29 protein-coding genes are annotated in these 25165 nt (G+C 40.9%); 23 read left to right on the top strand and 6 right to left on the bottom strand.

Annotation, left to right across the window (positions count from 1 at the left end):
* Position 1: 1 nt before the first annotated feature.
* Entirely contained in the window at positions 2-1129 is a 1128-nt protein-coding gene (locus SJPD1_RS06520) for an aldo/keto reductase (RefSeq protein ID WP_096046500.1), read from the bottom strand.
* Between the two features lie 348 nt (positions 1130-1477).
* On the opposite strand from SJPD1_RS06520, the gene cstA reads away from it, so the two are divergent.
* The 9 genes from cstA to SJPD1_RS06475 all read left to right on the top strand — a co-directional run bounded on the left by cstA (position 1478) and on the right by SJPD1_RS06475 (position 10042).
* Complete coding sequence (cstA, locus tag SJPD1_RS06515; protein ID WP_096046499.1) at positions 1478-3601, top strand: pyruvate/proton symporter CstA; 2124 nt, start codon at positions 1478-1480, stop codon at positions 3599-3601.
* A gap of 52 nt (positions 3602-3653) precedes the next feature.
* Entirely contained in the window at positions 3654-3851 is a 198-nt protein-coding gene (locus SJPD1_RS06510; RefSeq protein WP_087438488.1) for a YbdD/YjiX family protein, read from the top strand.
* On the top strand, positions 3832-4878 hold the full coding sequence (locus SJPD1_RS06505; protein WP_096046498.1) for a CobW family GTP-binding protein: 1047 nt from the start codon (positions 3832-3834) through the stop codon (positions 4876-4878). The genes SJPD1_RS06510 and SJPD1_RS06505 overlap by 20 nt, the downstream gene beginning before the upstream one ends.
* Before the next feature lie 78 nt (positions 4879-4956).
* Entirely contained in the window at positions 4957-6075 is a 1119-nt protein-coding gene (locus SJPD1_RS06500) for an aminotransferase class I/II-fold pyridoxal phosphate-dependent enzyme (protein WP_096046497.1), read from the top strand.
* Positions 6076-6105: 30 nt separating this feature from the next.
* Positions 6106-6579 (top strand): FKBP-type peptidyl-prolyl cis-trans isomerase, encoded by a 474-nt coding sequence (locus tag SJPD1_RS06495; protein WP_096046496.1) that lies wholly within the window; start codon positions 6106-6108, stop codon positions 6577-6579.
* A gap of 384 nt (positions 6580-6963) precedes the next feature.
* Positions 6964-7395, top strand: coding sequence for a MarR family winged helix-turn-helix transcriptional regulator (locus SJPD1_RS06490; RefSeq protein WP_096046495.1), 432 nt, complete (start codon positions 6964-6966; stop codon positions 7393-7395).
* Positions 7396-7405: 10 nt separating this feature from the next.
* Positions 7406-7981, top strand: a complete 576-nt coding sequence (locus SJPD1_RS06485; RefSeq protein WP_096046494.1) for an isochorismatase family protein — start codon at positions 7406-7408, stop codon at positions 7979-7981.
* A gap of 9 nt (positions 7982-7990) precedes the next feature.
* Entirely contained in the window at positions 7991-9214 is a 1224-nt protein-coding gene (locus tag SJPD1_RS06480; RefSeq protein ID WP_096046493.1) for an MFS transporter, read from the top strand.
* A gap of 39 nt (positions 9215-9253) precedes the next feature.
* Complete coding sequence (locus tag SJPD1_RS06475; protein WP_096046492.1) at positions 9254-10042, top strand: NYN domain-containing protein; 789 nt, start codon at positions 9254-9256, stop codon at positions 10040-10042.
* A 1-nt stretch (position 10043) separates the two neighbouring features.
* Here SJPD1_RS06475 and SJPD1_RS06470 read toward each other — a convergent pair whose 3' ends face one another.
* Positions 10044-10607, bottom strand: coding sequence for an HDIG domain-containing metalloprotein (locus SJPD1_RS06470; protein WP_096046491.1), 564 nt, complete (start codon positions 10605-10607; stop codon positions 10044-10046).
* 200 nt (positions 10608-10807) lie between these two features.
* Between SJPD1_RS06470 and SJPD1_RS06465 the strand changes: the two genes are divergently transcribed.
* From SJPD1_RS06465 to SJPD1_RS06415, 11 genes are all read left to right on the top strand, one after another.
* Positions 10808-11221 (top strand): NADH-quinone oxidoreductase subunit B family protein, encoded by a 414-nt coding sequence (locus SJPD1_RS06465; protein WP_087438478.1) that lies wholly within the window; start codon positions 10808-10810, stop codon positions 11219-11221.
* Positions 11218-11643 (top strand): 4Fe-4S dicluster domain-containing protein, encoded by a 426-nt coding sequence (locus tag SJPD1_RS06460; protein WP_096046490.1) that lies wholly within the window; start codon positions 11218-11220, stop codon positions 11641-11643. Before SJPD1_RS06465 ends, SJPD1_RS06460 begins: the two co-directional genes overlap by 4 nt.
* Positions 11644-12138: an NADH-quinone oxidoreductase subunit C gene (locus tag SJPD1_RS06455; RefSeq protein ID WP_096046489.1), complete on the top strand. Its 495-nt coding sequence runs from the start codon at positions 11644-11646 to the stop codon at positions 12136-12138.
* Positions 12131-13219 carry a hydrogenase large subunit gene (locus tag SJPD1_RS06450; RefSeq protein ID WP_096046488.1) on the top strand — a complete coding sequence of 363 codons (1089 nt, stop codon included), beginning with the start codon at positions 12131-12133 and terminating at the stop codon, positions 13217-13219. The genes SJPD1_RS06455 and SJPD1_RS06450 overlap by 8 nt, the downstream gene beginning before the upstream one ends.
* A 1-nt stretch (position 13220) precedes the next feature.
* Complete coding sequence (locus SJPD1_RS06445) at positions 13221-13694, top strand: 4Fe-4S dicluster domain-containing protein (protein WP_096046487.1); 474 nt, start codon at positions 13221-13223, stop codon at positions 13692-13694.
* Positions 13695-13700: 6 nt separating this feature from the next.
* Positions 13701-14048, top strand: a complete 348-nt coding sequence (locus SJPD1_RS06440) for a hydrogenase maturation nickel metallochaperone HypA/HybF (RefSeq protein ID WP_096046486.1) — start codon at positions 13701-13703, stop codon at positions 14046-14048.
* Between the two features lies 1 nt (position 14049).
* Positions 14050-15474, top strand: a complete 1425-nt coding sequence (locus SJPD1_RS06435) for a glutamate synthase subunit beta (protein WP_096046485.1) — start codon at positions 14050-14052, stop codon at positions 15472-15474.
* A gap of 147 nt (positions 15475-15621) precedes the next feature.
* Positions 15622-16461 (top strand): ABC transporter substrate-binding protein, encoded by an 840-nt coding sequence (locus tag SJPD1_RS06430; RefSeq protein ID WP_096046484.1) that lies wholly within the window; start codon positions 15622-15624, stop codon positions 16459-16461.
* A 176-nt stretch (positions 16462-16637) separates the two neighbouring features.
* Complete coding sequence (locus SJPD1_RS14880; protein ID WP_096046483.1) at positions 16638-17780, top strand: methyl-accepting chemotaxis protein; 1143 nt, start codon at positions 16638-16640, stop codon at positions 17778-17780.
* Between the two features lie 376 nt (positions 17781-18156).
* Positions 18157-18453 carry a sll1863 family stress response protein gene (locus SJPD1_RS06420; protein WP_096046482.1) on the top strand — a complete coding sequence of 99 codons (297 nt, stop codon included), beginning with the start codon at positions 18157-18159 and terminating at the stop codon, positions 18451-18453.
* Positions 18454-18522: 69 nt separating this feature from the next.
* On the top strand, positions 18523-18813 hold the full coding sequence (locus SJPD1_RS06415) for a sll1863 family stress response protein (protein ID WP_096046481.1): 291 nt from the start codon (positions 18523-18525) through the stop codon (positions 18811-18813).
* A gap of 58 nt (positions 18814-18871) precedes the next feature.
* Here SJPD1_RS06415 and SJPD1_RS06410 read toward each other — a convergent pair whose 3' ends face one another.
* The 3 genes from SJPD1_RS06410 to SJPD1_RS06400 all read right to left on the bottom strand — a co-directional run bounded on the left by SJPD1_RS06410 (position 18872) and on the right by SJPD1_RS06400 (position 21407).
* The gene (locus SJPD1_RS06410; protein ID WP_096046480.1) at positions 18872-19345 is read right to left on the bottom strand and encodes a ribonuclease HI; all 474 of its coding nucleotides are present in this window, start codon (positions 19343-19345) and stop codon (positions 18872-18874) included.
* Complete coding sequence (locus SJPD1_RS06405; RefSeq protein WP_096046479.1) at positions 19346-20911, bottom strand: bifunctional GNAT family N-acetyltransferase/carbon-nitrogen hydrolase family protein; 1566 nt, start codon at positions 20909-20911, stop codon at positions 19346-19348.
* 151 nt (positions 20912-21062) lie between these two features.
* Positions 21063-21407: a DUF1104 domain-containing protein gene (locus SJPD1_RS06400; RefSeq protein WP_096046478.1), complete on the bottom strand. Its 345-nt coding sequence runs from the start codon at positions 21405-21407 to the stop codon at positions 21063-21065.
* A gap of 128 nt (positions 21408-21535) precedes the next feature.
* Between SJPD1_RS06400 and SJPD1_RS06395 the strand changes: the two genes are divergently transcribed.
* From SJPD1_RS06395 to SJPD1_RS06385, 3 genes are read left to right on the top strand one after another with little or no spacing between them, the layout of a single operon-like run.
* Positions 21536-22171, top strand: coding sequence for a response regulator transcription factor (locus tag SJPD1_RS06395; RefSeq protein ID WP_096046477.1), 636 nt, complete (start codon positions 21536-21538; stop codon positions 22169-22171).
* Positions 22158-23207, top strand: a complete 1050-nt coding sequence (locus tag SJPD1_RS06390; protein WP_096046476.1) for a sensor histidine kinase — start codon at positions 22158-22160, stop codon at positions 23205-23207. Before SJPD1_RS06395 ends, SJPD1_RS06390 begins: the two co-directional genes overlap by 14 nt.
* A complete protein-coding gene (locus SJPD1_RS06385; RefSeq protein WP_096046475.1) occupies positions 23204-23572 on the top strand; it encodes a hypothetical protein in 369 nt (122 codons plus the stop codon). The genes SJPD1_RS06390 and SJPD1_RS06385 overlap by 4 nt, the downstream gene beginning before the upstream one ends.
* A gap of 34 nt (positions 23573-23606) precedes the next feature.
* Here SJPD1_RS06385 and nifK read toward each other — a convergent pair whose 3' ends face one another.
* A complete protein-coding gene (nifK, locus tag SJPD1_RS06380; RefSeq protein ID WP_096046474.1) occupies positions 23607-25157 on the bottom strand; it encodes a nitrogenase molybdenum-iron protein subunit beta in 1551 nt (516 codons plus the stop codon).
* Positions 25158-25165: the final 8 nt, after the last annotated feature.

The raw sequence follows: 25165 nt of genomic DNA, 5'->3' as shown, positions 1-25165 counted from the left end.
GTTATCGCTCCACTTTATATAGAAGATTGTATTTTGTAGTGTTGGTAGCATTTATCGTGGCAATTTCTAGATTGCTACTGACATGTTCACGCTTGCTCGAACTAAACAGTGACGTTACAATACCCCTTGTTGAGCGTACAAATTGAAGGGCTAACTGAATGTCGCTTTGTAACTCCATATGTGAATCCAATAAATAACCCACTTCAGGCTTAAAAGGTTTTTGAAAAAGGTGCATCTGCAACAATGAAGAACTACTCATCACACCAAGCCCTAGTTTATAGGCTACTTGCAACGGCGTGTAATACTTGCCATCAGACATTTTTTGATTGGGTACACTGTACGCGTTTGTTTTTGCAATATTAAACGGAAGTTGAATGTATTTGAAATGATGGCTAGCCCCACCAACTTTACGCGCAACATCGTACACTTCTTCAAGGTTAATATACTCACTATTGCCTTCTTCATACGTAAACGCATTCCACACAGCAATTCCATACGCTTTGATCTTTCCCTCTCTCACATGCGCTTCAAAACTTTCAAAAATCTCTTCAAGTTGTTTCAAAAAATGGTTATAACCAATTTTAGTCAGTTGTGTCTCTGGATTGTGCAAAAAATAGATGTCCAAACACTTTACATGTAAATTAGCAAGTGAGCGTTCTAATGAGTTATTCAAAAAAGCTGGCGTCATACAGTGCTGATCCAATTCGATGTCAGAAGAAGTTGCTAAACCTTTCTGAATGATATGCTCATTAATCCACTCATAAGGGTTTTCAGGGAAAGGAAAATCAAGCGGGACAAATCCACCCTTTGAACAGATGATCAGCTCTTCACGCTTCACGTCACCATTCTCAAAAAGTTCTTCTAAAACTTCACCAATTTCACGTTCACTTTGTTGATATCGGTAGTTAATGGCAGTGTCAATGACATTCACGCCATGGTGTATGGCTGTTTTGAGAGCATCTTTATAGTCAAATGTATAATTTTCCTCTTTATAAGGCTCTTTTTTAAAGGTTCCGAAGCCAAGTTTAGAAAATATAAGTCCATCGTGCCTTGCATAAAAGTCTTTGTAATGCGCAAAACGTTTGGCAAAACCATAAGTCGCTTCAGGAGTTGCATGAGAAAAACGCATTGTGTACCTCACATAAATTGAATTTACTTTAAAATAGACCCTCGTTGTTATTATACAAGAAGCGTTCCGTGCAAGTTCTTTTAACCTTAAATTGACCCTATAAAAAACAATTTTTAGGTTATTGTAAATTTGCCGAAACTCCCTAGTTTGAGAGAAAAACACTTTTTGAAACACTGTTCCCTCAAATACGTTATCTTTTATTAAAGATACGCACAATTAAAGCTAAACTAAAAAAATATATGCTAACTTTTGGCGTTGTTAAGGTATTTCGCTTATTAGAGACACTTTAACAATGTTCAGGGTTACCTTGAGCGCGTTACGATTGCAAATTTTATACGGAGGTAAGATATGTCGACAAACAGTACAAGCACTTCAACGAAGATCGCTTGGTTATTTGTAGCCATTTTAGGCGCTTTTGCGTTTGGCTATATTGCGTTAAATCGAGGTGAATCGATTAATGCTATGTGGGTATTGACCGCATCAGTGTGTGTCTATTTAATTGGATACCGCTTCTACAGCCTTTACATCGCGGACAAGGTTTTAAAAGTTGATGCGACACGTATGACGCCAGCATTTCGTCATAATGATGGACTTGATTATGTCCCAACCAACAAAGTCATTCTCTTTGGTCACCACTTTGCAGCCATCGCAGGTGCTGGTCCACTCGTTGGACCCGTTTTAGCGGCACAAATGGGTTACCTTCCAAGTATGCTTTGGATCTTAATCGGTGTTGTTATAGCAGGTGCTGTACAAGACTATATGGTTCTCTTTGTTTCTACAAGACGCGATGGTAGATCACTCGGTGAGCTTGTCAAAGAAGAGATGGGAACAATTCCTGGTGTTATTGCTTTGATCGCTTGTTTTATGATTATGATCATTATCTTAGCCGTCCTTGCAATGGTTGTTGTTAAAGCTCTTACACACAGTCCTTGGGGAACCTTTACCGTTGCATTTACAATCCCACTCGCTTTCATTATGGGTATTTACCTCCGCTTTATTCGTCCAGGTAAAATTCTTGAAGCTTCAGTGTTTGGTATTGCAGGTCTTATCTTTGGAATTATCCTTGGAGGACAAGTTGCAGTTAGCCCAACATGGTCACCTTTCTTTGATCTTAGCGGGGTTACTTTAACATGGGCATTGGTTATTTATGGTTTCGTAGCTTCCGTACTTCCCGTATGGCTACTCCTTGCCCCTCGTGATTACCTCTCTACTTTCTTAAAAATTGGTGCTATTGTTGGCTTAGCCATTGGTATTGTTGTCATGATGCCAGCGATGCAAATGCCTTCTGTTACCAAATACGCTTTTGATAGTCATGGTCCAGTATGGGCAGGAACACTCTTCCCATTCTTGTTTATTACGATTGCATGTGGTGCCGTTTCTGGTTTCCACGCTCTTATTTCTTCAGGTACAACACCCAAAATGCTTGCCAATGAAACTCAAGCACGTATGATTGGGTACGGTGGTATGCTTATGGAATCTTTCGTCGCAATGATGGCGTTGATTTCAGCTTCTATCATTGATCCAGGTGTTTACTTTGCAATGAACTCTCCTATGGGTGCTCTTAATCCAACAGGATTAGCAGATATTGCAGCAGCAGCTTCTTCAACTGTGAGTACTTGGGGATTTGTTATCACTCCTGATATTCTGACTCAAATTGCTGCCGACGTGGGTGAAAAAAGTATTATCTCTCGTGCAGGTGGTGCACCGACACTCGCTGTTGGTATGGCACATATTATTCATGGCGCTCTTGGTGGACTTGGCTCTATGTCTTTCTGGTATCACTTTGCCATTTTGTTTGAAGCACTCTTCATCTTAACAGCCGTTGATGCAGGAACGCGTTCAGCACGCTTTATGCTACAAGATTTACTCGGACTCATCAATCCAAACCTTAAACGTACAAACTCATGGTTTGCAAACCTACTTGCAACGGCGTTGGTTGTTGCTTCATGGGGTTACTTCCTTTATGTGGGTGTTGTTGATCCATTGGGCGGTATTAATACCTTATGGCCACTCTTTGGTATTACCAACCAAATGCTAGCCGCAATTGCCTTGATGCTTTGTACTGTGGTACTTTTCAAAATGAAACAACAAGCTTTTGCATGGGTTTCTATTGTTCCAACGATTTGGTTGGTGATTTGTACTATGAGTGCTGGTTGGTTGAAAGCATTTAGTTCTGATCCAGCCATCAGTTTCTTTGCTAAAGCAAACCAACTACAAGCACTTCTTGCAAGTGGTAATTTTAAACCCAATGCTGTCTTTAAATCTCAAGAGGCTGTTGAACGCGTTATCTTCAACAATCAATTGGATGGCATTTTAATCATTGGATTTATGGTTGTTGTTGTTGTCATGATTGGCTTTACACTCCAAGCGTGCTTTAAAGCACTTGCATCTGATAAACCAACAGCGGTTGAAGTTCCTTATGCTCCAATGCCTGCAAATGCAGAAGCAATTGTGAGTGGTACTGCACACTAATTACTAAACATGAAGAGGTGGTAACACCTCTTCAGATATTTAAAGGAAAACGATGTTTGAAAACCTTGCAAAAGCTGGAAAATATTTGGGTCAAGCCGCACGTTTAATGGTGGGAGTGCCTGATTATGACACGTATGTACAACATATCCGTCTAACGCATCCTGAACAAACACCTATGAGTTATGAAGAGTTTTACAGAGAGAGAGTTGAAGCACGTTATGGAGGCAAAAATGGCGGACGCTGTTGTTGATGAGAATTTAAGTTATACTACACCCCTTCCTGTGACAATCCTTACGGGGTTTTTAGGAGCAGGCAAGACCACACTAATCAATTATCTTTTAGAACACAATCACGGTGAACGTATCGCAATTATCGAAAATGAGTTTGGTGCCGTCAATGTCGATGGCGCACTGTTGAAAAAAGACTCTGATGTTGAAATCGTTGAACTCAGCAATGGATGTGTATGCTGTAGCATTAGAGGCGAGTTAACCCAAGCACTTCACGAATTGCTTGCCAAAATAGACTCTGGTACTTTTAAGGCTGATCGCCTGCTTTTAGAGACAACAGGACTGGCTGATCCAGCACCCATCGTTCAAGCTTTTTTTGTTGATGAAATTATTCGTGAGCGCATCATGTTAGATGCGGTGATTACCTTAGTCGATAGCATTCATATCATCAAACAGTTGGATGAACACCGAGTGGCTGCTTCCCAAATTGGTTTTGCAGATCGCATCATTCTGACTAAAGCAGATAGCGTTGATGAAACGCATAAAGAGCGTGTACTCTCTCGTGTTAATGCCATCAACTCTAAAGCTGAAATTTTTGAAGCGTTTAATGGCGCACTCCCAAAAGAGATTTGGATAGGAATCGGAGCGTTTGATCTGAGTGATGCTTTACATGTAAACCAAGGTTTCTACCAAGCTTGTGATGTTCAAAATATCCAATTCAAGAGTTTTAGTGCTCAAAAACAGACACAATCTTGGAATGATGATATCACTTCCTATGTCTTTGAGGAGGGAGAACTTGATATTAAAAAAATCGGTACCTTTATGGAAAACCTTGTTGAAGAGTATGGAAACGATATGCTACGCTACAAAGGTGTCTTAGCGGTTTCTAGCGATGAGCGACGGTTAATTGTTCAAGGGGTTCATAAAGTCGTTGGCTTTGATTTTGGAGCACCTTTTGAAGGCGAGCGCAAATCTTTACTTGTCGTCATTGGTCGTTATCTGCCTTACGAAAAGCTCAAAACCGAATTTCTTCAAACCGTAGCTTCGTAAACTTTTTCAGGGAAGCCTTCACTTCCCTCTGCTTTCAAATGAGCTATAATATCCGCTTTAAAATCAAAAGGTAAGTATATGCGTTGCAACGAAATGAGTTCTTTTATTGTTATGGACATTGTCAAAGAGGCTGAAAAGTTTGAAGATAGTATCCATTTTGAGATTGGTCAGCCCGACCTTCCGCCCTCCCCTAAGGTTAAAAAAGCGTTACATGTAAGCATTGATGAAAACCACTTTTCATATACACAAAGTCACGGTCTTATAGCACTTCGTGAAAAAATCGCGAACCATTATGCGACAACCTATGGTGTAAGCATAGACATCGATCAAATCTTTTTAACTCCCGGAACCAGCGGTGCATTTTTAATCGCTTATGCCCTTACTCTGAAAGCCGGAGCGAACTTGGGACTAAGCGATCCTTCCTACCCCTGTTACAAAAATTTTGCGCATCTTCTTGATATCAAACCTCAGTTTATGCCCATCGGTAAAGAAGATGAGTTTGAATTACATGTAAAGGATTTAAAACCACATCAACTTAATGCACTTCAAATCTCTTCACCTGCCAATCCTACGGGCAATATTTATAAAAAAGAGAATCTCAAAGCGTTGGTTGAGTACTGCGAAAAGGAAAATATCGCCTTTATCTCCGATGAGCTTTACCATGGGTTAACCTATGAAGAAAACGCCCACAGTGCGCTTGAGTTTAGTAAAAATGTCTTGGTTATTAATGGCTTTTCGAAGTATTACTGCATGCCCGGTCAGCGTTTAGGCTGGGTAATCGTTCCCAAAGAAAAAGTTCGCCATGCCGAAATCGTCGCGCAAAACCTTTTCATCTCAGCACCAACGCTTAGCCAATACGGAGCGCTTGAAGCCTTTGATGAAGCGTATCTCACAGAAATAAAAGCCGAATTCAAAGCCCGACGTGATTTTTTATACACCGAACTCTCCACACTTTTTGAGATCGACGCAAAGCCTGAGGGAGCATTTTACATCTGGGCCAATATTTCGAAGTATTCCAATGATAGTTTTGCATTTGCTAAAGAACTCTTAGAAAATATCCATGTTGCGACAACACCGGGTATTGACTTTGGAAGCAATGGTACAAACCGTTATCTCCGCTTTGCCTACACACGAAATATAGAACATATGCGAGAAGGCATTGAACGACTCAGGGATTATTTGTCCAAAAGAAGATAAAATCCACTCAAATATACAGAAGGAAGAACGATGACCATTTCAAAAAATTCGGTGGTAACACTTGAATATACCATTACCGATACGACAAAAAACTTGCTTGATTCAGGCGCTGATCCACTCATCTATCTTCACGGTGGCTACAACGATATTTTTGCTAAAATTGAAAAAGAGTTGGATGGCAAAAAAGTAGGTGATAGCATCAGTGTACAACTAAGCCCAAAAGAGTCTTTTGGCGAATACGATGACTCCTTAGTCACCATTGAAGAACGTGGGGAATTTGATGACCAAATCTTTGTGGGAGAACAATTTGTTGAAATCATTGAAGATGAAGACGATGCCGTGGAAGATCAAAAAATTTCTTACACCATCAAAGAGATCACCAAAGATAATGTCACATTAGATGGTAACCACCCACTTGCGGGCATTGATGTTATCTTTAAAGCCAAAGTATTAGACGTGCGTAAAGCTACCGCAAAAGAGATCAAAGAAGAGCACGCAAGATAAATAACATGCAAAAGACCGCTACAGATAAAACCTTCAATTGGCGGTCTTTTTCTCCTCAAATTAAAAAATGGCTGCTAAAAGACAAAGATATTTGTACGATACGTATAGCTTCTTAAAATAAAGTACCCATAAGGTGAGTCTTTTAACAAAGTCTTTTTCTAGCCACAAAAACGTAGTATTGGTGTTTGCATATCTACTTGATGTTTACATGTAAAGCCTTTTTATACCATAGCTCTTAGATATTGTGTGAAGTCTATTGTATGATTTACATATAATAGTACATAAAATTATACTTATTTGAATTCATTTTATTGACTACTAGCATAAATAACGTTATAATTTTATTCGTTAAACTTACAAGTTTAGCGAATAAAAGGACACATTATGAATATTTTTGAGCTCTCTTCTTCTCTGCAAAGAACGATCACAACACTTCATAAAGAATTACGCAAGCATATCTCCTTGGTCAGTATCTATTCTATGACAGAGTTAGAAACCATCGCACATTTATCAAAAAACCCTGCTTTGCTACCTACACAACTTGCGACATTAACACGTGTGAAAACACAATCCATGTCACAAATACTGCATAAACTCGAAAATGATGCGTTGATTCAACGAAAACCTTGTTCAAAAGATAAACGTAAAATCTATATTTCTCTCACTATGTATGGCACACAAATGTTAGAGAAGATGAAAAAAGATAAAAATGAATGGCTGAAAAATACGATTGAAGCTGTCTTGAATGAGGAAGAAGTTTTACTCTTAGAACAAGCACTCCCTGTTTTGCATAAACTCATAGACCAACAAGACTAAAGATATTGCCATGATAACAGCTCTTGATAAGCATACTGCCCTTATTTTAATTGATTTACAAGAAGGTATCGTGCATGTTCCTCGTATTCACTCAAGAAAAGAACTTCTTGCCAAAGTAATAGACCTCATCAATGCTTTTCGTATCGCAACACTTCCCATTGTCATCGTTAATGTTGATCCAACCAATGCACCGTGGACAAAATCACGCAAAGAGGGTAATGCTCAACATTCTTCGCCAACACTAATTGCTGATTTTAGAAAAATTGTAGAAGAGATTCACACAAAGCCTGAAGATATTTTTATTACCAAACAGACATGGAATGCTTTTTACAATACACCTTTGCATGAAGCTTTACAAAAGCGAAAGATCACAGGCATTGTTTTAGCAGGAATTGCCACAAGTATTGGAGTGGAAGGAACAGCACGCGCAGCCAGTGAGCTTGGCTACAACATCAGCTTTGCAATCGATGCGATGAGTGACTCAATTTTAGAGGCACATCAGCACAGTATTAACACTATTTTCCCTCGTATTGGGGAGATAGGAGATACAGATCAGATTGTTGCAGCATTACGCAATAGAAAATAAGAGCAAAAAATGAATATCAACACATTTAGAGCTTTTCAAAGCCGTAATTATCGACTCTTTTTTGCAGGACAATCCATCTCTTTGATGGGCACATGGATGCAACGTACTGCCGTTTATTGGGTTATTTACATGCAAACAAACTCTGCTTTTATACTAGGTCTTAGTGTGTTTGCAAGCCAATTCCCCTCGTTTTTATTTTCACTGCTTGGCGGTACGATCGCCGATAGGTATGATCGTTTCAAAGTCCTTCTCCTCACACAAATTGCTTCGATGGTACAAGCTATTGCGATGACGTTGGTGGTTGTTTTTACGGATTATTCGGTGGTGGAGCTTATTGTTCTTAGTGTCCTATTGGGCATTGTCAATGCGTTTGATGTCCCAGCGCGTCAATCTTTAGTACATTACATGGTAGAGCGAAAGGAAGATGTCGGCAATGCGATAGCGCTTAATTCGACCATGGTCAATCTAGCCCGTCTCATTGGTCCTGCTGTTGCGGGTTTTATCCTCGAAACGTTTGGAGCAGGCATCTGTTTTATGCTTAATGCTCTGAGTTTTATTGCGGTTATTGTTTCACTGCTTGCAATGAAATTACCCGCGTATATTCCCCAAGCGCATACACAAAAAATGTTTGCTGATCTTAAAGACGGTTTGCATTATCTCAAATCAACGCCCTCTCTTGGTGTCTTGGTCTTACTGCTTTCTCTTATGAGTCTGCTCGTACTTCCTTATACAACCTTGTTTCCTATTATTGCCAAGGAAACATTGGGAGGAGATGCGACGATTTATGGGTATTTGAACAGTTTTGTGGGTGTGGGAGCTTTAAGTGGTGCCATACTGTTGGCTTCTTTAAGAACCAATAGCAATCTCAGAAAATTACTGATCATCGCTACCACGCTTTTTGGCTTAGGCATACTCTTTTTTGCACTCTCCCATACGCTTAGCTTTTCTTTTTTATTTTGTACCCTTGCGGGCTTTGGCATGATGTTACATGTCACCATCATCAATACCTTGCTTCAAACCACCTCCTCAAGTGAAATGCGGGGGCGTGTCATTAGCTATTTTGCGATGGCTTTCTTTGGTATGCAACCTCTCGGCGCACTCTTGATCGGAACGATCTCTCATTATATAGGAGCAGAGGAAACTCTTATTTTAGAGGGATGCTCTGCTCTTCTTATCATCGCACTCTTTTTACCCTACTTATGGAGAAGCATACAAAACGCTAAGAGATCATAACTAGGCTATAATGCTTCCATTAGATTTAAAGGCATTTCGATGAAAAATATTAGTGAAGAAAAACGAATTGTTGTCCTCATAGATGCAGATAATGCCCAACAAAGCAAGATCGAACTGATTCTTGCAGAACTCTCCACCCATGGTCATATCATTGTTAAGCGAGCCTATGGTGACTGGTCAAGCAGTTACCTTAAAAACTGGAAAGAGATTCTCAACGAGCTTGCGGTACAGCCTATTCAACAGTTTGCTTATACGACAGGGAAAAATTCGACAGATGCTTCCATGATTATTGATGCAATGGATCTGCTTTACACCCAAAAGTTTGATGCCTTCGCACTGGTCTCCAGTGACAGTGACTTTACCAAGCTTGCCTCTCGCCTGAAAGAATCAGAGATTTATGTCTTCGGATTTGGCGAGCATAAAACACCTATTTCGTTTCGTAATGCCTGCGATGATTTTATCTTCACCGAAAATCTTAGTGTCAATGCCGAAACCCTTGAAGATGTGCCAGAAGAAATTAAAACCACCAATAAAGCATCTAATGACGATGGTCTCAAAGAGCTTATCAAACTGTTACTGATAGGATGGGAAAAGACTCAAGATGATGAGGGTTGGGCAAGTGTATCGGCTGCGGGTGCGTACATCAAACGTCAATCGCCTGACTTTGACCCACGCACCTATGGTTCGAGTAAGATCACATCACTTCTTGCCAAACTCGGTGAGCATTTTGAGATGAATCGTTACCCGGGAAAAGGGACAGCAACCATCGTCGATTACCGCCCTATTGTGAAAAAAGCCCCTGCGCCTTCCAAAAGGAGTCGTCGCTGAATTAGTTTTTGAGCTCTAATCCAAGAGTTGGTGCAATTGCTCTCATAGCAGCGATCACATCGACGATAAGTTCATCGAGACTCACACCAAGCATGTCTGCGCCTTTTTGAATCACTTCCCTACTTGCACCTGCCGCAAAAGAGGCTGTCTTAAACTTTTTCTTCACCGATGAAAGCTCTAAGTCCATGACTGATTTACTAGGACGAACTAGTGCACACGCGGTAATAAGACCTGTCAGTTCATCCACCGCATAAAGTGTTTTTTCCATTTGACTGTGTGGTTCAACATCGGTGCAAATACCCCATCCATGGGACATCATCGCGCGAATAATGACTTCTGAATAACCCTGTTCTTTGAGTATCTCCGCACCTTTGTGACAGTGAAGCTCAGGAAATTTTTCATAGTCAATATCGTGCAAAAGCCCAACAATACCCCACGTTTCTTCATCTTCACCCGCTTTGGTTGCAAAGTAACGCATCGTTCCCTCAACGGCAAGCCCATGAGTCACAAGCGCATCGCCGTTATAGGCTTTAAGCAAAGCAAACGCCTCTTCTCTTTTTGGCATTTTTATCCTTTACATGTAAAATAGAGTATTTTACCTTTTTCATCCCAAAATTCTTTGCACTATAGCGCTTTTTTTGTGATGTAATACATGATTAAATCTTCTAAAATCATTCATTATTGTGTTACAATACAAACTTTAATTCAATCTTTATAGATTTAATTAATTAATTTTTAAAAAATTGCACTTTAAAGAGACCCTTTATGGTAGATAATATCAACGTTTATCGTATCAACGCAGGTTCCTGCAATGGCTGTGATGTCGAGCTCTTAGCAAGCATCCTTGTTCCTAAATTTGGTTTTGATACCCTTCATTGCACCTACACAAACAATCCTGAAGAGGCAAATATTGTCATCGTCACGGGTTCTATCACCACACGTTCCAAACCTTTTTTAGAAGCTACGCTTAAACGTTTGCCTGATGAAAAAGTCGTGGTTGCGATGGGAATTTGTCCAATAACGGGTGGCGTGTTTCGCGATAGCTACTCTATCGAAGGACCACTCGATCGTTTTGTGAATGTGGATGTCAACATCGCAGGTTGCCCTCCTTCCCCTCAGAGCATTGTGGATGGACTCATTCAAGCGTGTGCGCTTTGGAAAGAGAAGGTGAACGCATGAATGCCTACAAAGGAAAAATCACTTTTAACAAAGAGCTATGCGTGCTCTGCCAAACGTGTGCGTTTGTCTGCCCTGCTGGAGCGATTAATATCTCCTGTGTTGAGCCACACAAAAGCTATGACTTTATTATTTGGCACAATACCTGTACCGTATGCGGTAACTGTACCTATTTTTGTCCCACAGGCGCTATTGCTTTAAGTAATACCTTGGCGGAAGCAACACCGCAAAATGAAAAATACACCTCCATTACTGCCAATATGGTCGAATACGGTGAATGCCAAAAATGTCATGAACCCATGATAAATGTACCTCAAACCATGCTGCAAAAAGGGTTTAAAAACGTGAGTGAAGAGCTTGTATCGCTCTTTAACCTCTGTCCTAAATGCAGACGTGACCATACTTTTGCAAAGCGAGTCCTTTAAATGAAATCTTTACATGTAAAGTTAAACGATATTCTTTCCACACTCAAACTTAATGCTCACTTTGACGTAAAAGGTGACAGTCTTTGGTGCGAGATAGATGCTAAAAATATGCTTTCCCAACTTGCAGAGATATTACAGACAATGAACGCTCGAGTCTGTATGATCACCGCTTATGAAAAAGAAGATGGGCATGAGCTGGTCTACCATTTTGACCTTGATGGTGTCATGCTCAATGTGAAACTGCACATCACTGACAAAAGCGTTCCCTCCATCACGCCTCTGTTTAAAAGTGCCGACTGGACAGAAAGGGAGCTTAGCGAAATCTATGGTATAGCCATCTTGAACCATCCCAATCCCAAACGCCTCTTTTTGGATGAGTCCATTAAGGAGAGCGTACTTGAAGAGTATTACTCGCTCTCTTCAGCCATGAGTGGCAAAGTAAGCCAAGAACTTTGGAGTAAAGTTAAAGCAGAAGAAGGGATCAACCGTGGATAAAACAAAAGTGATTTTAGGACCTTTTGACGTGGCGCTTGAAGAGCCCGTTTACTTTAAAATTGAACCCAACAGTGATGGAAAAACGATTCACAGTGTTGATATGATTAACGGCTTTGTTCATCGTGGCATTGAATCTATTGTGCTTCAACGAAACTTCTTACAAAACCTGATCATCACTGAGAAAGTCTGTGCACTCTGCTCCAACAACCATCCCTTTACCTACTGCATGGCGGTGGAGAAGATCGCAGGACTCAGCCTGCCTGAGCGCGCCCTTTACTTACGTGTTGTGGCCGATGAGATCAAACGTATAGCCAGTCATCTCTTTAACCTTGGTATGCTTAGCCATCTCATTCATAACAAAACCTTGATGACACAGTTTTTAGAGACACGTGAAGATTTTCAAGACCTGAAAGAAGCCATTTGGGGCAATCGCATGGACTTAAGTGCCAATACGATTGGTGGCGTGAAGTTTGATCTGGACGCTACACTGATCGCTTCTATCAAAGCGACGCTGGATAAAAATAAACCTAAAATTGAAGCGTTTATCGCTCTGTTTGAAACTGACCCAACGCTGATCACACGTATTGGAGGAGTTGGCGTACTTAGTTATGAAGATGCCCTGAGACTAGGCGTTGTAGGACCAGTGGCGCGCGCAAGTGGTGTCAATAACGATGTACGAAAACGCGCTCCTTATGCCGCATATGCCAACCTACACTTTGATGTTGCACTCCAAAAAGATGGTGATGTGCTTTCACGTGCCAAAGTAAGACTGTATGAAATCTTAGAGTCCATGAAACTGCTCCATCAGGCACTGGATTCCATGCCAATGGGAGATGTTGTACTTCCAACACGCACACACATTCTTGAAGGTGAAGCTGTCTCTCGCACCGAAGCACCACGCGGTGAGCTGGTCTATTACCTCAAAACCAATGGCACCCAAAAACCAGAGCGTATGAAGTGGCGCGTGCCGACCTACATGAACTGGGAGGCGCTTAAAGTGATGATGCCAAACAATAACATTGATGATGTTGCACTCATTTTTAATAGCATCGATCCTTGTATCTCTTGTACCGAGCGTTAAGATGCGAAACCATTTTATCTTTGCTGACAGTACCAAATGTGTCGGATGTTTAAGTTGTGAGTTAGCCTGTGCGGCCAGTTTTCAAGGCATTACGTTTGAAGAAGCTTATGAAACCAAAGTACCGCTTATTTCGCGTAACCGTGTGATCAAGTTTGAAGGTAAAACGTCTCCACTTCAGTGTATGCACTGCGAATCACCTTCGTGTCTAGCGGTCTGCCCGCATGGTGTCATTGAAAAAATGGATGATTTTATTAAGATTCATGAGGAGGCGTGTGTTGGGTGTGGGTGTTGTTCGTTGGTGTGCCCATATGGCGCTATTACGATGATTCAAAAAGAAGATCGTCGTATCGCTGTGAAATGCAATCTCTGCTTTAAACGCCCAGAGGGACCTTCGTGCATTCGTGTCTGCACAACCAGTGCTATTTCGGTAGTGGATTATGACGAATACACAAAATTGATGGCGCAAAAAGGCTAAGTTTTTATGCATGAATACTCCATCGTCGCTTCACTCATTGATCTGTGCGAAAAAGAGGCGAAGAGGCATCATGCCAAAGCAATCAAAAGCCTTACAATCAGTGTGGGAAGGCTCAGTGGCATTGAGATACATTTTTTAGAACAGTGTTTTGATACCTTTAAAGAAGAGACCATCTGCCATGATGCCACTCTGAGTATAGAGCTGTGTGACGTGGTACTTTTGTGCGCCTCATGTCATGAGCAAAGTGTCGTAAAAGAGAACCATTTTATCTGTCCAAAATGTTATAGCGAGGATGTCGCCATGATAGGCGGACAAGAGTTACATGTAAAAAGTATAGAGATCATAGAGGAATAGCATGAGAGAATATAAAACAATCGCAAAAGCCTATCCAAAAAAACGCCCCGCCGTTGAGCGCATTGAGGATTATTACCCGATCTATCACAACTTTGAAGAGTGTGAAGCCAAGGCGCAAGCAAGCCGTTGTTTGCAATGCCCCATTGATCTTTTACGTGGACTTGAGAGTGAATTCAAGTTTTGTCGCACAGGGTGCCCTCTCAATAACAACATTCCAAGATGGCTCAAAAAAACCTATGAACACGACTATCTAGGAGCGTTTGAGCTCTCCAATGCCAGATCTCCTTTTCCTGAAATTCTGGGTCGCGTTTGTCCTAAAAAAGGACTGTGCGAAAGTTCATGTACACTCGAAAAAACAGAGTATCATGCCGTTTCCATCGGTAATGTGGAAGTTTTTCTCAATGAAAAAGCGTATGAACAAGGTGCTATTCCTGATTATGGTCAAGCAGATGGACGAAAGTTTAAAGTTGCCGTTGTCGGCAGTGGACCAGCAGGTCTTAGCTGCGCGACCTTTTTACTAAGAGCTAACATTGAAGTAGAAATGTTTGAGAGAGAAAACCGTGTAGGTGGGCTATTAATGTACGGTATTCCTAATTTTAAACTTCCTAAAAGCGTCATCTTAAGACGTTTTGAGTGGATGAAAGAAGCAGGCATGAAAGTGCATCTTAATACCGAAGTGGGAAAAGATGTAAGCCTCAGTGAGCTTCAAGAAAAATTTGATGCCGTCTTTTTGGGGCTTGGTGTGCCTAAAGGTCGCAGTGCCGACATGGAAAATGAAGATGCCAATGGGGTTTATCAAGTCATGACCCTACTCACTCAGACGCAAAAAAATCTTTTCGACCATGCGCTTCAAAAATCAATCTTACGCAATAAACATGTTGTCGTTATCGGTGGTGGTGACTCTGCGATGGATGCCCTTCGTACTGCCATTCGTCATAAAGCCAAAAGTGTCACCTGTGTGTACCGAAGAGATGAAGCGAGTATGCCGGGAAGTCGAGCAGAAGTGATTAACGCCAAAGAAGAAGGGGTGCAGTTTATCTTTAACGCACTGCCTAAAAAAGCGATTGTGGATGCTGAGCATCGTGTCGTTGGGCTTGAAATTCTTGAAACTTATACCGATGAAAATAACCGTCTTCAAACCAAACCGCAAAGCTTTCAAACACTACCTGCCGACAGTATCATTCTTGCCCTTGGCTTTCAAGCTAAACATTTTGACTTTTATGATGAACTCAACCTTGCCATCGGTAAATCCAATACGCTGATTGTGGATGAACATAAAGAGACCTCTCATCCGTTTATCTTTGCAGGAGGCGATGTAGTCAGAGGTGCAAACTTGGTGGTCAATGCCGCCCTTGATGGCAGAGAAGCCGCTGTGGCAATCGCACGAAAATTAGGTCTCGTTGAGGATCAGAAGCTTTACATGTAAAAGCTTTTGGGTTGATTGCTTCTTTGAGAAACAGAAATAGGCTCATTTATAACATTTGTCATTTTTTTACTACTAAACGCATCTTTTTAAATGAGAGATTCGTAACTTTGCGATACGTTATTCTAAACATATACCAAAGGAGTTTCTATGCTTTCAAAAGTTCTCATTACCACACTGGCACTGTGTAGTGTCATGTTTGCGGCAAACTGCACAGAGCGTTATGGCAAGGGCGCACTAGAGCTCAAACTTGCAACAGGAAGCCCTGGGGAGTTAGGTCTTGTTAAAGCCTTAGCGGAAGAGTTTGCGAAATCAAATGATATGTCACTGTGTTGGATCAAAGCAGGTTCGGGAGAATCGCTCTCATTGCTTAAAAACAAAGAGGTTGATTTGATTATGGTGCATGCGCCAAAGGGCGAAAAAGAGGCTCTTAAAGAGGGTTGGGCGAGCGATCGTTCTCTCATTGGGTCGAATGAATTTTACATTACAGGTCCCAAAAAAGACCCGGCTCTCATTAAAGACTCTTCCAGTGTCGTCGAAGCATACTCACGCATTGCTGCCAAAAAAGCCCTTTTTTATACCCGTGCAGACAACTCAGGAACGCATAAAAAAGAGCTTGAAATTTGGAAAAAAGCCAATATTTCACCTGAAGGTAGTTGGTATACCATCAACAAAGATTTCATGTTAGCAACGCTTAAAAAAGCTGATACCACAGGGGCTTACTTTATGACCGATAGTAGCACATGGGTCGCTGCACAAAAAGAGCTCAAAAACATGAAAATCCTTTTTAGAGGTGATATTTTCTTAGTCAATACCTATAACGCTCTCAAACAAAATGGTTTAGAGACACCTCAAAAAAATATGAGTGCTAAGTTTATTGAATTTGTGACCAAAGGGGATGGTCAAAAAGTGATCCGTAGCTTTGGTAAAGAACTTTACGGTGAAGCTATTTATAATGATGCGGAGTACGCTAAAAAATACGACCGATAATCTATCAAAACGAAGAGAAAGTATTCATATTTTCTCTTTATCTTTTTTACATGTAAAGACTTTTAACTGTTTATTTCAAAAAGAGAGTAAAATTATCTTATTTTTTGATACAGATCAATCTTTTATTTTTGCGTATGAAGTAGAATGTGAATTCTATTTCATACAGGAGAAATACAATGAAATCTCTGTTTCTTAGAATGAGAGTTATCCACATTGCAGCTTTTTTGATCCTTCCACTCAATGCCTATTTTTTTACAACCAGCACACTAGGAGCTATCATTCAATACGCTATTGCCGTGATCCTCATCGTGCATGATATTGATGAAAAAAAATGGGGCGTGGATCTCAGTGTTAAAATAAACCAAGCTTTAGCCTCAATGGATCTTACCAAAGAGATCAAGATCAACACCAGCTTCAATGCTGAATCTGCCAGAATGCTTGACTCTGTTGTCTTTTTCAAAGAGAAAATCAGACATGCCATTCTTGGCTTTCAAGCGCATGCCACAACGCACAGTCAAATCTCAGCGCAACTGCAACACATCGTCTCATTTTTTCATGCTCAAACCCAAAAAGAGAAGATCATCATCGATGAGAGTACTATGCATGTCAACAATATGCAAGTTGTTTTTGACGACATCAGTCACAACGCGCATGCGAGTAAAACACAGATGCAACAGATCGGTACGTATCTTGGCGATACACAAAGAAACATCATCGAATTAGGTGAAAAGATTGCTAAAAGTGTTCAAAAAGAGAATCTTCTCGTCATACAACTCAACGCTTTGAGTAAAGATACCCAAGAGACCAAAAATATTCTCAGCGTCATTGACGATATCGCCGATCAGACCAATTTATTGGCACTTAATGCTGCCATTGAAGCAGCGCGTGCAGGCGAACACGGTCGTGGATTTGCCGTTGTTGCCGACGAAGTCAGGCTCTTGGCGGAGAAGACACAAAAAAGCCTTGAAGAGATCAATACAACCATTACCTCCATCGTGAGCTCCATCACCTCCATCAGTCAACAGATGAAAGACAATGCTTCTGAGATCAACATTCTTCAAGATGTCTCTACCAATGCCAATATCGTACTCGAGCAACTCGTCAACGTAGCCGATAAAAACATAGCTCTCTCCAATGATATTGCAACAAAATCCGTCAATCTCAAAAAAGAAACGGAGCAAATCAAAGAAGCTTCACTGCAAATAGAGACAATCTTTCATGCAACTTATCAAAAAAGTGAAGAGATTATGGAAATTACAACCGTGCTTGATAAATGGGGTGTGACACTCCAAGAAAAGCTGAACGAATTTAAAGTCTAAAAGAGAGGTTACATGTAACCTCTCAAACCGTTTTCAAAAAATGATAATGGGTACTTTAAGAAGAAACGCCCCTCTATTTCAATTCTATTTTCAAAAAGCACCACAATCGTTCAAATAAGAGTATAGTGAAAGAGGTTGATAGGAACACTGGCTTTGTAACATCAGCCACAACCCCTCATCGTCCGTATTCTAAATGTCATTTTTTACAATGAGGCGTATTCGAGCGTGTCCTGAGAGGAAGAATCGCTCAATAACATTTGTAAGCCCTGCACACTTAACGTTTCAACACTTTTTTACTATCTACTTACGAACTAACCCAAGGACAGATGACATATCACACTAACACGAATAAAATCGACCCTAAAAAAGGATTTCAATGAGCAGTAAAGAACTTTACGAACAAACAAAACAGACGCAACTTAACGAATGGAAAATGGGAATGATCCTCTTTAGAACACGATCATTTGCAGCTAGAACCAATGTTCAAGTGGAACTCAACCAGCATGTTAAAATGCTTGAGAGTAAGCTTGAAGAAGGGAGAAACAAACTTGCAGAACTCAATAAAACAACAGGAAGCAACTTTGAATCAACTAAAAAAAGCTTTGAAGAGACGTGGGATTCTATTGTCATTGCCTTTGAAGATGCTTCTGTAAGATTCAAAGCTACTGCATAGTTTTCTATTCCATTGTGTGTCGTGCATCTGCATCAATATTTATGATAACAAACAACTAAAGGATCGAATATGAGTGATAAAAAACTTTATGAACAAAAAATACAAGCAGAATTTGACACCTGCAAAGCACAAGTAGATAAATTTAAAGCGGAAGCTTCAGGTGCGAGTGCCAATGCTCAAATAGAGATGCATAAACAGATTAAACAACTTGAAGACAAGATGAAGGAGGGTCAAGCCAAACTTGCAGAACTTGTAGCTGCGAGTGAAGAGAAATTTGATGCAATGAAAAAAGGGGTTGAGTCCATTTGGCAATCCACCAAATCAACACTACATCACGCTTCTAAACACTTTGGCAAATAACCTTTGCACACACTAGGAGAAGGATTCCCTTCTCTTGGCTTTCTTTACATGTAAACGATCACAGACCACTTTTTCGAAGTGCCTCACGTGAAGCGCGATCAACTAAGGTAAAATAACGATCGATTGCATCTTTATCGCATGTGTGCTTATGCCCCTTTACTTTCATCAAAGAACACTTCATCTCATCCATCATCCGATAAAAGGCTTGGTACAACGTGGCATGTTCATGCCTCTTCTTCTGATTCGTTGCATAATCCATGCGCTCAAACCGCTCTCTTCTGTTTGGTAAACCGATGATATTTTGAGAATCGGTGTAAAGAGTAATCTCTTCCTCAGAGCTTTTTACCTCGTCCAATGCCCAGAGCACTGTCTGAAGTTCGAGCTTCGTAGAAGAGGTTTGATGAAAGGCTTTTACCTTTACATGTAAAGTCTCAAACGCTTCTAAAGGTGCATTTTCAGGAACGAGGAGGTAAGCACCAAATCCCACATGCGTTTGGGTATTGACACTGCCATCGCTGAAAAGTCGTATCACTTATCCACTAACGACAACAAAATCATCTTTGTCGCCCTTCCAACGCAAACTGTACAAATCATTACGACGGGCATGTAAATTGCGCACACTGCCTCGTTCACGAATCTCTTTTAAAAGACTCAAATCAAGATCGGCGACCAAAGTCATCTCCGTATTTGGCGTTGCTTCAGCGATGATGGCATCATGTGGAAACGCAAAATCGGAGGGGCTAAAAACCGCTGCTTGAGAATATTGGATGTCCATGTTCTCCACTCTAGGCAAGGTTCCCACACTGCCTGAAATAGCGACGTAACACTCGTTTTCAATCGCTCTAGCTTGCGCACAACGACGCACGCGTAAATAACTGTTTTTAGTGTCTGTCCAGTAAGGAACAAAGAGAATATCAATGCCTTGATCGGCTAAAAGACGTGGAAGTTCGGGGTACTCGACATCGTAACAGACCAAAATGCCCACACGCCCCACATCGGTTTCAAACACACAGAGCTTATCGCCGCCGTGCATGCCCCAGTACGCCTCTTCATCGGGGGTAATGTGTAGTTTTTTCTGCGCATCTTTTGTACCATCACGACGACACAAATAACTGGCGTTGTAGAGTGTATTGCCATCGTATTCGGGCATACTGCCTGCGATGATGTTGATGTTGTAACGCACGGCAAACTGCCCTATTTTTTCCACCAACGTATCGGTATGCGCTGCAACGGTACGAATCGCTGTTTCAGGATTTTCATCGGAGCGCAAAGCCATCAACGGTGCATTGAAAAATTCAGGGAACAGCACAAAATCAGCATTGTAGCCTGCCATCGCATCCACGAAAAATTCGACCTGATCCAAAAACTCTTCGACACTTTTAACACTACGCATTTGCCACTGTACGATGCCCACACGCACGATGCCACGATTGACCGTTGGGTTGGTATGCGGTTCTTCATAGTCCACATTACTCCACTCCAAAAGTGTGGCGTATTCACGCGAAGCGGCGTCCCCTTTGAGGTAGCCTTTTAACACACGACGAACATGGAAGTCATTGGCAAGTTGAAAGCCTAACACATGGTCGCGGAGCTCTTTGTCTTTAACGAGTTCGATGTACTTAGAAGGGGTCATTTCATGCGCATGAGCGGCATACCCAGGGATACGGCCCCCTGCGATAATACGCTTTAAGTTAAGTCTGTAACAGAGCTCTTTACGTGCATCGTAAAGTCTACGCCCAAGGCGAAGCCCTTGATAGTCGGGATCGACATAAATGTCTAAGCCATAAAGCGTATTGCCTTTAGGATCATGAGTCGAAATGAGTCCGTTAGCTGTAATTTGATTGTACGTATGGCGATCGCCAAATTTATCGTAATCGACGATCAAACTCTGCGCTGCGGCAATAACTTTGCCATCATCTTCGATGCAAATTTGCCCTTCAGGAAAGGTGCTTAGTTGTGCTTTAAATTCAAGAGGTGTCCATCCACCCAATGTCGGATAAACTCTATCCATAATTCTTTTAACTTGCTCGTAATCTTCAAGTTCCAAATTACGAAGGACAAGCTTGTTGGTCTGTTTGAGATCGTCACTATTTCCCATAAAAAATTTCCTTTGTTTTGACACATGTACAGGTAAAATTGTGGAAGTTATCTTATCACAGTTTGGATTTAGGATTGATTGAATTATAGGATTAGAAATAAATCAAAAACAAAAGAAAAGAGAGCCGAAGCTCTCTAACATACCAGAGTGTTTATCGCCCTCCTCGACCACCGCCTTTTCCATTACCCATGCCACCCATTCCCATACCACCATTGCCCATACCTGAACCACTAGCGCTACCACTGCCATTCGTACCGCCTGTACTTGCCCCCATATTGCCTGTTGTTGGATTGGAAGTGCGAGCTTGCGTGAAAGCTTGACGCTCTTCTTGACTCATCGTTTGCATTTTTTCTTGCATTGCCGCTTGAAAAGCGGGTCTATCTTCGACAGGAACCGTTCCTCTCATAGCACTTAGCTCTGTTGCACTCATGGCTGAATAGTCTGCCGCAAATGCAACGACACCTAAAACCATCCACACAAATAGACTCTTTTTCATCTTTGCCTCCTTGTTGATATATATTGAAACTATACGGAGAAAGTGTTAGCAAACTGTTAAGGACAAATTTTTTTTACTTTAACACTTCATTAACAGATATTTGCTATTCTTTACCTAAGGAGAAAACCATGCCAAAAATCTTATTACTTGAAGATGACTACCTTTTAAGTGAGACCCTCAAAAGTCTGCTGATGGGTGAAGGTTTTGAAGTGGTACATGCCAGTGATGGCGAAGAAGCACTCACCTATTCGTATGAAACCTCGTTTGATCTTTATCTCTTTGACATCAACGTTCCCCTCCTCAACGGTCTTGATCTGCTTAAACTTCTACGTGAAAGTGGCGATGCTACTCCCGCTTTTTTTATCAGTGCCTATAAAGACATTCAAACCATCACCAAAGCGTTTGACAGCGCGTGTGATGACTACATCAAAAAACCTTTTGAGTTTGATGAGCTTTTAGTGCGCATTAAAGCGCATATTCTGAAAAAAAATCCCCTTTTAGCGTATGGTTCAATCACCTACGATCTTTTGAATAAGCGCCTTTTTCAAAACGAGAAAGAGATTGATCTTGGCTCTGTTGAGAAAGAAATCTTTGATCTACTCCTACGAAATCTAAATCAAACCATTCTTAAAGAGCAGTTTTTTGACGTGATGGAAAAATCCAGCGATAGTGCCTTGCGTGTACATATAACCAAACTCAAACAGCGTTTTTCCCTTCAAGTTATCAATGTCAAAGGCATAGGATACCGTCTTGAGAAAATATGAGAAAGAGGCTTTTTTTAAAACATTTGGTATTTTCTTTGCCACATTAATGCTTCTTACCACTCTGGTTGCCTATTTTTATTACAGTGAACAAAAACACATCATGGAAGAGCAGATTTTCACGAAAATGAAATCGTTTACCTATGATTTTCAAAATTATACCTTTGAAGTCGATGTCATTCCTTATGATAACAGTGTCGATGAGCTCAATTTACAGCCTTGCGATCGTGGAATGTGTGGTTATTTTGCAATTCCAAGCACGAAAAATTCTATGTTCAAAGTAATCATGTCTGACAAGGAGTATAAGGGACAACTCCATCTTCTTATCAACAAAGTTCTTCTAATCTATAGTGCTCTCTTATGTGCCATCATCGCCTTCTCACTTTTTTATTCGTTTTATGCACTCTATCCACTCAGACATGCACTTTACCTGTTAGAAAGTTTCTTGAAAGATATGATTCACGACCTTAACACACCTGTAACCTCCATACTTCTCAATACAAAATCCATTGCCAAAACAGCACCATCGGAAGCCTTAGAGCGTATAGAACTCGCTGCAAAAACTATCGCCTCTTTGTACCGAAATTTAGAAATCTTGCACCAAGGATTTATCCCCAAAAAAGGCGAAGTTGATCTTGAAAAACTTTTACATGTAAGAGCCAAACTCTATCAAAAGCTCTACCCAAAATTGACCTTTATTTTTGAAACAGAACCTTGCATCATTCATAGCGATCCTGATTCGATCGCACGTATATTTGACAATCTCATCTCCAATGCCTGTAAATACAACCGCAAAAATGGTTCCGTAAAACTGAGTAATAAAGAGAACCGTGTAAACATCAGTGATACAGGTATTGGTATTAAAAACTGTCGCCTTGTTTACGATCGATACTATAAAGAGAACGAAAAAGGGCTGGGGTTAGGTTTGAATATCGTAAAAAAATTGTGCGATATTTTAGTCATTCAAATTACTCTTGAAAGTAATGCAGAGACAGGAACATCGATCACACTTCTTTTTTCTAAAGAGGAAAAAGCATGAAATACACCATGATTTTCTGTCTGCTGACATTACAGCTTTATGCTCTTGATGATAATGACATTACCCAAGAGATACAAAAGACCCAAAACATGGATGAACTCACTACCCAAATGCACTCTGCGCCAAGACAATACCGACACCGCTATATTCAAGCGATTAAAGAACGTGCTAGAGTTGAAAATGAAGCCAAACGAGAGCAACTGATGTCTGAGCTAAGTGCTGAAAAAAGTGAAGATATTCAAACGCAACAAATCAATACGCTTACAGGAAGAAGCTCAAATAGTAATAGTTCCAGCTCTTCTGCTGGTGCATGCAATGGAAGTGGAAAAGGAGGAAATAGTGGAAATGGTAAAGGCGGAAAATAAAAAAGAAGAGAGCCGAAGCCCTCAACTTAACAAACTATCTTACGCAGTCGAAGAAGAAATCTGTTTTTGCGATATCTTTTGTCTCTTCATCCAACGCGTCTAGGACGGAGTTGGTAATCCATGTTAAAAGATTAAGCGCACCCTCATATCCACTGATAGAGTATCTATGGAGATGATGTCTATCGAAGATTGGGAAACCGATACGAATCAATGGTACTTTTGTATCACGATACAACTCTTTACCGTAAACGTTACCAATCATGAAATCTACTGGCTCCGTAAAAATAAGGCTTCTTAAATGCCATAAGTCTTTTCCCATCCAAATGTGACACTCTTCTTTGAAGGTACATTTGTCAAGAATCGCTTGCATCTCTTTTTCCCAGTTTTTACGAGGCGCATTATGGCAAAGAACGTGTACAGGAATAGCACCCATTTCAACCAAGAAAGAAACAACACCTAACAAGAAGTCAGGATCTCCCCAGATGGCGAATTTTTTGCCGTGCATATACGGATAACTGTCTTGCATCGCATCAACAAGTTGACCACGAAGTTTTGTAAGCTCAGCAGGAACAGGTTTTCCTGTAAGTTCACTGAGTTTCATTACAAACTCATCTGTTCCACCTAACCCGATTGGGTTGCAGGTTGCATACGTTTGTTTCCAGTCATTTTTAATCATCTTCGCCGTGGCGATTGTAGAATACTTTTGAAGTGAAATAGTCGCTTTTGCGCTGCTTGCTGTTTTTGCAACCGCTAAAGGTGTACCACCTGCATAGAGTTTATACTCACCTGCTGGGGTATTCCACTGATCTTCATGGTCACCAAGCATAACGATTTTGTCGCTAAACATAGCAGCCATTTTCTTAATTTCTTTCAAGCTTCCAAGGTATGGTTCAAAACCAGGAATGATGTTGATACGCTCTTCATCTTTAACGATCTCACGACCCTCAACAGGATTGAGCTCTTGCAAAATGGCGTTCATCATATTGTCATAACCCGTCACGTGGCTACCTGCAAATGATGGGGTGTGTGCAGCTGGAATTGGCGTACCATCTAGTTCACCCTCAGCATCTTTACGAGCACCGATCACAAACGCATTCAAGTCATCACCAATAACTTCTGCCATACATGTAGTAGAAACAGCAATCATGTCTGGTTTGTAAAGTGCTTTACAGTTACGTAAACCCTCTTTCATATTTGCCAAACCACCAAAAACCGCTGCACTTTCACTCATAGAGTCTGAAACACATGGTGTTGGCTCTTTAAAGTGACGTGTAAAGTAGCTTCTAAAGTAAGCCACACAACCGTGACTTCCATGAACATACGGCATGGTGTTTTCAAACCCAAGTGCTGCCATAACAGCACCTAAAGGTTGACACGCTTTGGCTGGGTTAATCGTGATGTGCTCACGTGCTAAGTTTTTCTCACGGTATTCCCATGTTGTTGTCCACTTAGCAACTTCGATTACTTTTTCAGGGTTGGTTGAACCTGCACTGCTTTCAAATTGCTTTTTATTTTTAAAAACATCTTGATACTCTGGTTTTAAAAAGAGCTTTTGCCCATTTACTATGTTCTCTACGTCTTGCATTGTGCTCT

This window comes from Sulfurospirillum diekertiae, assembly GCF_002309535.1.
Classification (GTDB): Bacteria; Campylobacterota; Campylobacteria; order Campylobacterales; family Sulfurospirillaceae; genus Sulfurospirillum; species Sulfurospirillum diekertiae.
This window is presented reverse-complemented; position numbering and strand designations above follow the sequence as displayed.

Bases quoted from the DNA above. Each gene is read 5' to 3' on its own strand.
- SJPD1_RS06485 (WP_096046494.1), top strand. From the start codon at position 7,406: ATGATAACAGCTCTTGATAAGCATACTGCCCTTATTTTAATTGATTTA.
- SJPD1_RS06510 (WP_087438488.1), top strand. From the start codon at position 3,654: ATGTTTGAAAACCTTGCAAAAGCTGGAAAATATTTGGGTCAAGCCGCA.
- SJPD1_RS06465 (WP_087438478.1), top strand. From the start codon at position 10,808: ATGGTAGATAATATCAACGTTTATCGTATCAACGCAGGTTCCTGCAAT.
- SJPD1_RS06405 (WP_096046479.1), bottom strand. From the start codon at position 20,911: ATGGGAAATAGTGACGATCTCAAACAGACCAACAAGCTTGTCCTTCGT.
- SJPD1_RS06420 (WP_096046482.1), top strand. From the start codon at position 18,157: ATGAGCAGTAAAGAACTTTACGAACAAACAAAACAGACGCAACTTAAC.
- SJPD1_RS06395 (WP_096046477.1), top strand. From the start codon at position 21,536: ATGCCAAAAATCTTATTACTTGAAGATGACTACCTTTTAAGTGAGACC.
- SJPD1_RS06495 (WP_096046496.1), top strand. From the start codon at position 6,106: ATGACCATTTCAAAAAATTCGGTGGTAACACTTGAATATACCATTACC.
- SJPD1_RS06500 (WP_096046497.1), top strand. From the start codon at position 4,957: ATGCGTTGCAACGAAATGAGTTCTTTTATTGTTATGGACATTGTCAAA.
- SJPD1_RS06480 (WP_096046493.1), top strand. From the start codon at position 7,991: ATGAATATCAACACATTTAGAGCTTTTCAAAGCCGTAATTATCGACTC.
- SJPD1_RS06460 (WP_096046490.1), top strand. From the start codon at position 11,218: ATGAATGCCTACAAAGGAAAAATCACTTTTAACAAAGAGCTATGCGTG.
- SJPD1_RS06505 (WP_096046498.1), top strand. From the start codon at position 3,832: ATGGCGGACGCTGTTGTTGATGAGAATTTAAGTTATACTACACCCCTT.
- SJPD1_RS06400 (WP_096046478.1), bottom strand. From the start codon at position 21,407: ATGAAAAAGAGTCTATTTGTGTGGATGGTTTTAGGTGTCGTTGCATTT.
- cstA (WP_096046499.1), top strand. From the start codon at position 1,478: ATGTCGACAAACAGTACAAGCACTTCAACGAAGATCGCTTGGTTATTT.
- SJPD1_RS06470 (WP_096046491.1), bottom strand. From the start codon at position 10,607: ATGCCAAAAAGAGAAGAGGCGTTTGCTTTGCTTAAAGCCTATAACGGC.
- SJPD1_RS06440 (WP_096046486.1), top strand. From the start codon at position 13,701: ATGCATGAATACTCCATCGTCGCTTCACTCATTGATCTGTGCGAAAAA.
- SJPD1_RS06475 (WP_096046492.1), top strand. From the start codon at position 9,254: ATGAAAAATATTAGTGAAGAAAAACGAATTGTTGTCCTCATAGATGCA.
- SJPD1_RS06490 (WP_096046495.1), top strand. From the start codon at position 6,964: ATGAATATTTTTGAGCTCTCTTCTTCTCTGCAAAGAACGATCACAACA.
- SJPD1_RS06455 (WP_096046489.1), top strand. From the start codon at position 11,644: ATGAAATCTTTACATGTAAAGTTAAACGATATTCTTTCCACACTCAAA.
- SJPD1_RS06520 (WP_096046500.1), bottom strand. From the start codon at position 1,129: ATGCGTTTTTCTCATGCAACTCCTGAAGCGACTTATGGTTTTGCCAAA.
- SJPD1_RS06430 (WP_096046484.1), top strand. From the start codon at position 15,622: ATGCTTTCAAAAGTTCTCATTACCACACTGGCACTGTGTAGTGTCATG.
- SJPD1_RS06435 (WP_096046485.1), top strand. From the start codon at position 14,050: ATGAGAGAATATAAAACAATCGCAAAAGCCTATCCAAAAAAACGCCCC.
- SJPD1_RS14880 (WP_096046483.1), top strand. From the start codon at position 16,638: ATGAAATCTCTGTTTCTTAGAATGAGAGTTATCCACATTGCAGCTTTT.
- SJPD1_RS06385 (WP_096046475.1), top strand. From the start codon at position 23,204: ATGAAATACACCATGATTTTCTGTCTGCTGACATTACAGCTTTATGCT.
- nifK (WP_096046474.1), bottom strand. From the start codon at position 25,157: ATGCAAGACGTAGAGAACATAGTAAATGGGCAAAAGCTCTTTTTAAAA.
- SJPD1_RS06445 (WP_096046487.1), top strand. From the start codon at position 13,221: ATGCGAAACCATTTTATCTTTGCTGACAGTACCAAATGTGTCGGATGT.
- SJPD1_RS06415 (WP_096046481.1), top strand. From the start codon at position 18,523: ATGAGTGATAAAAAACTTTATGAACAAAAAATACAAGCAGAATTTGAC.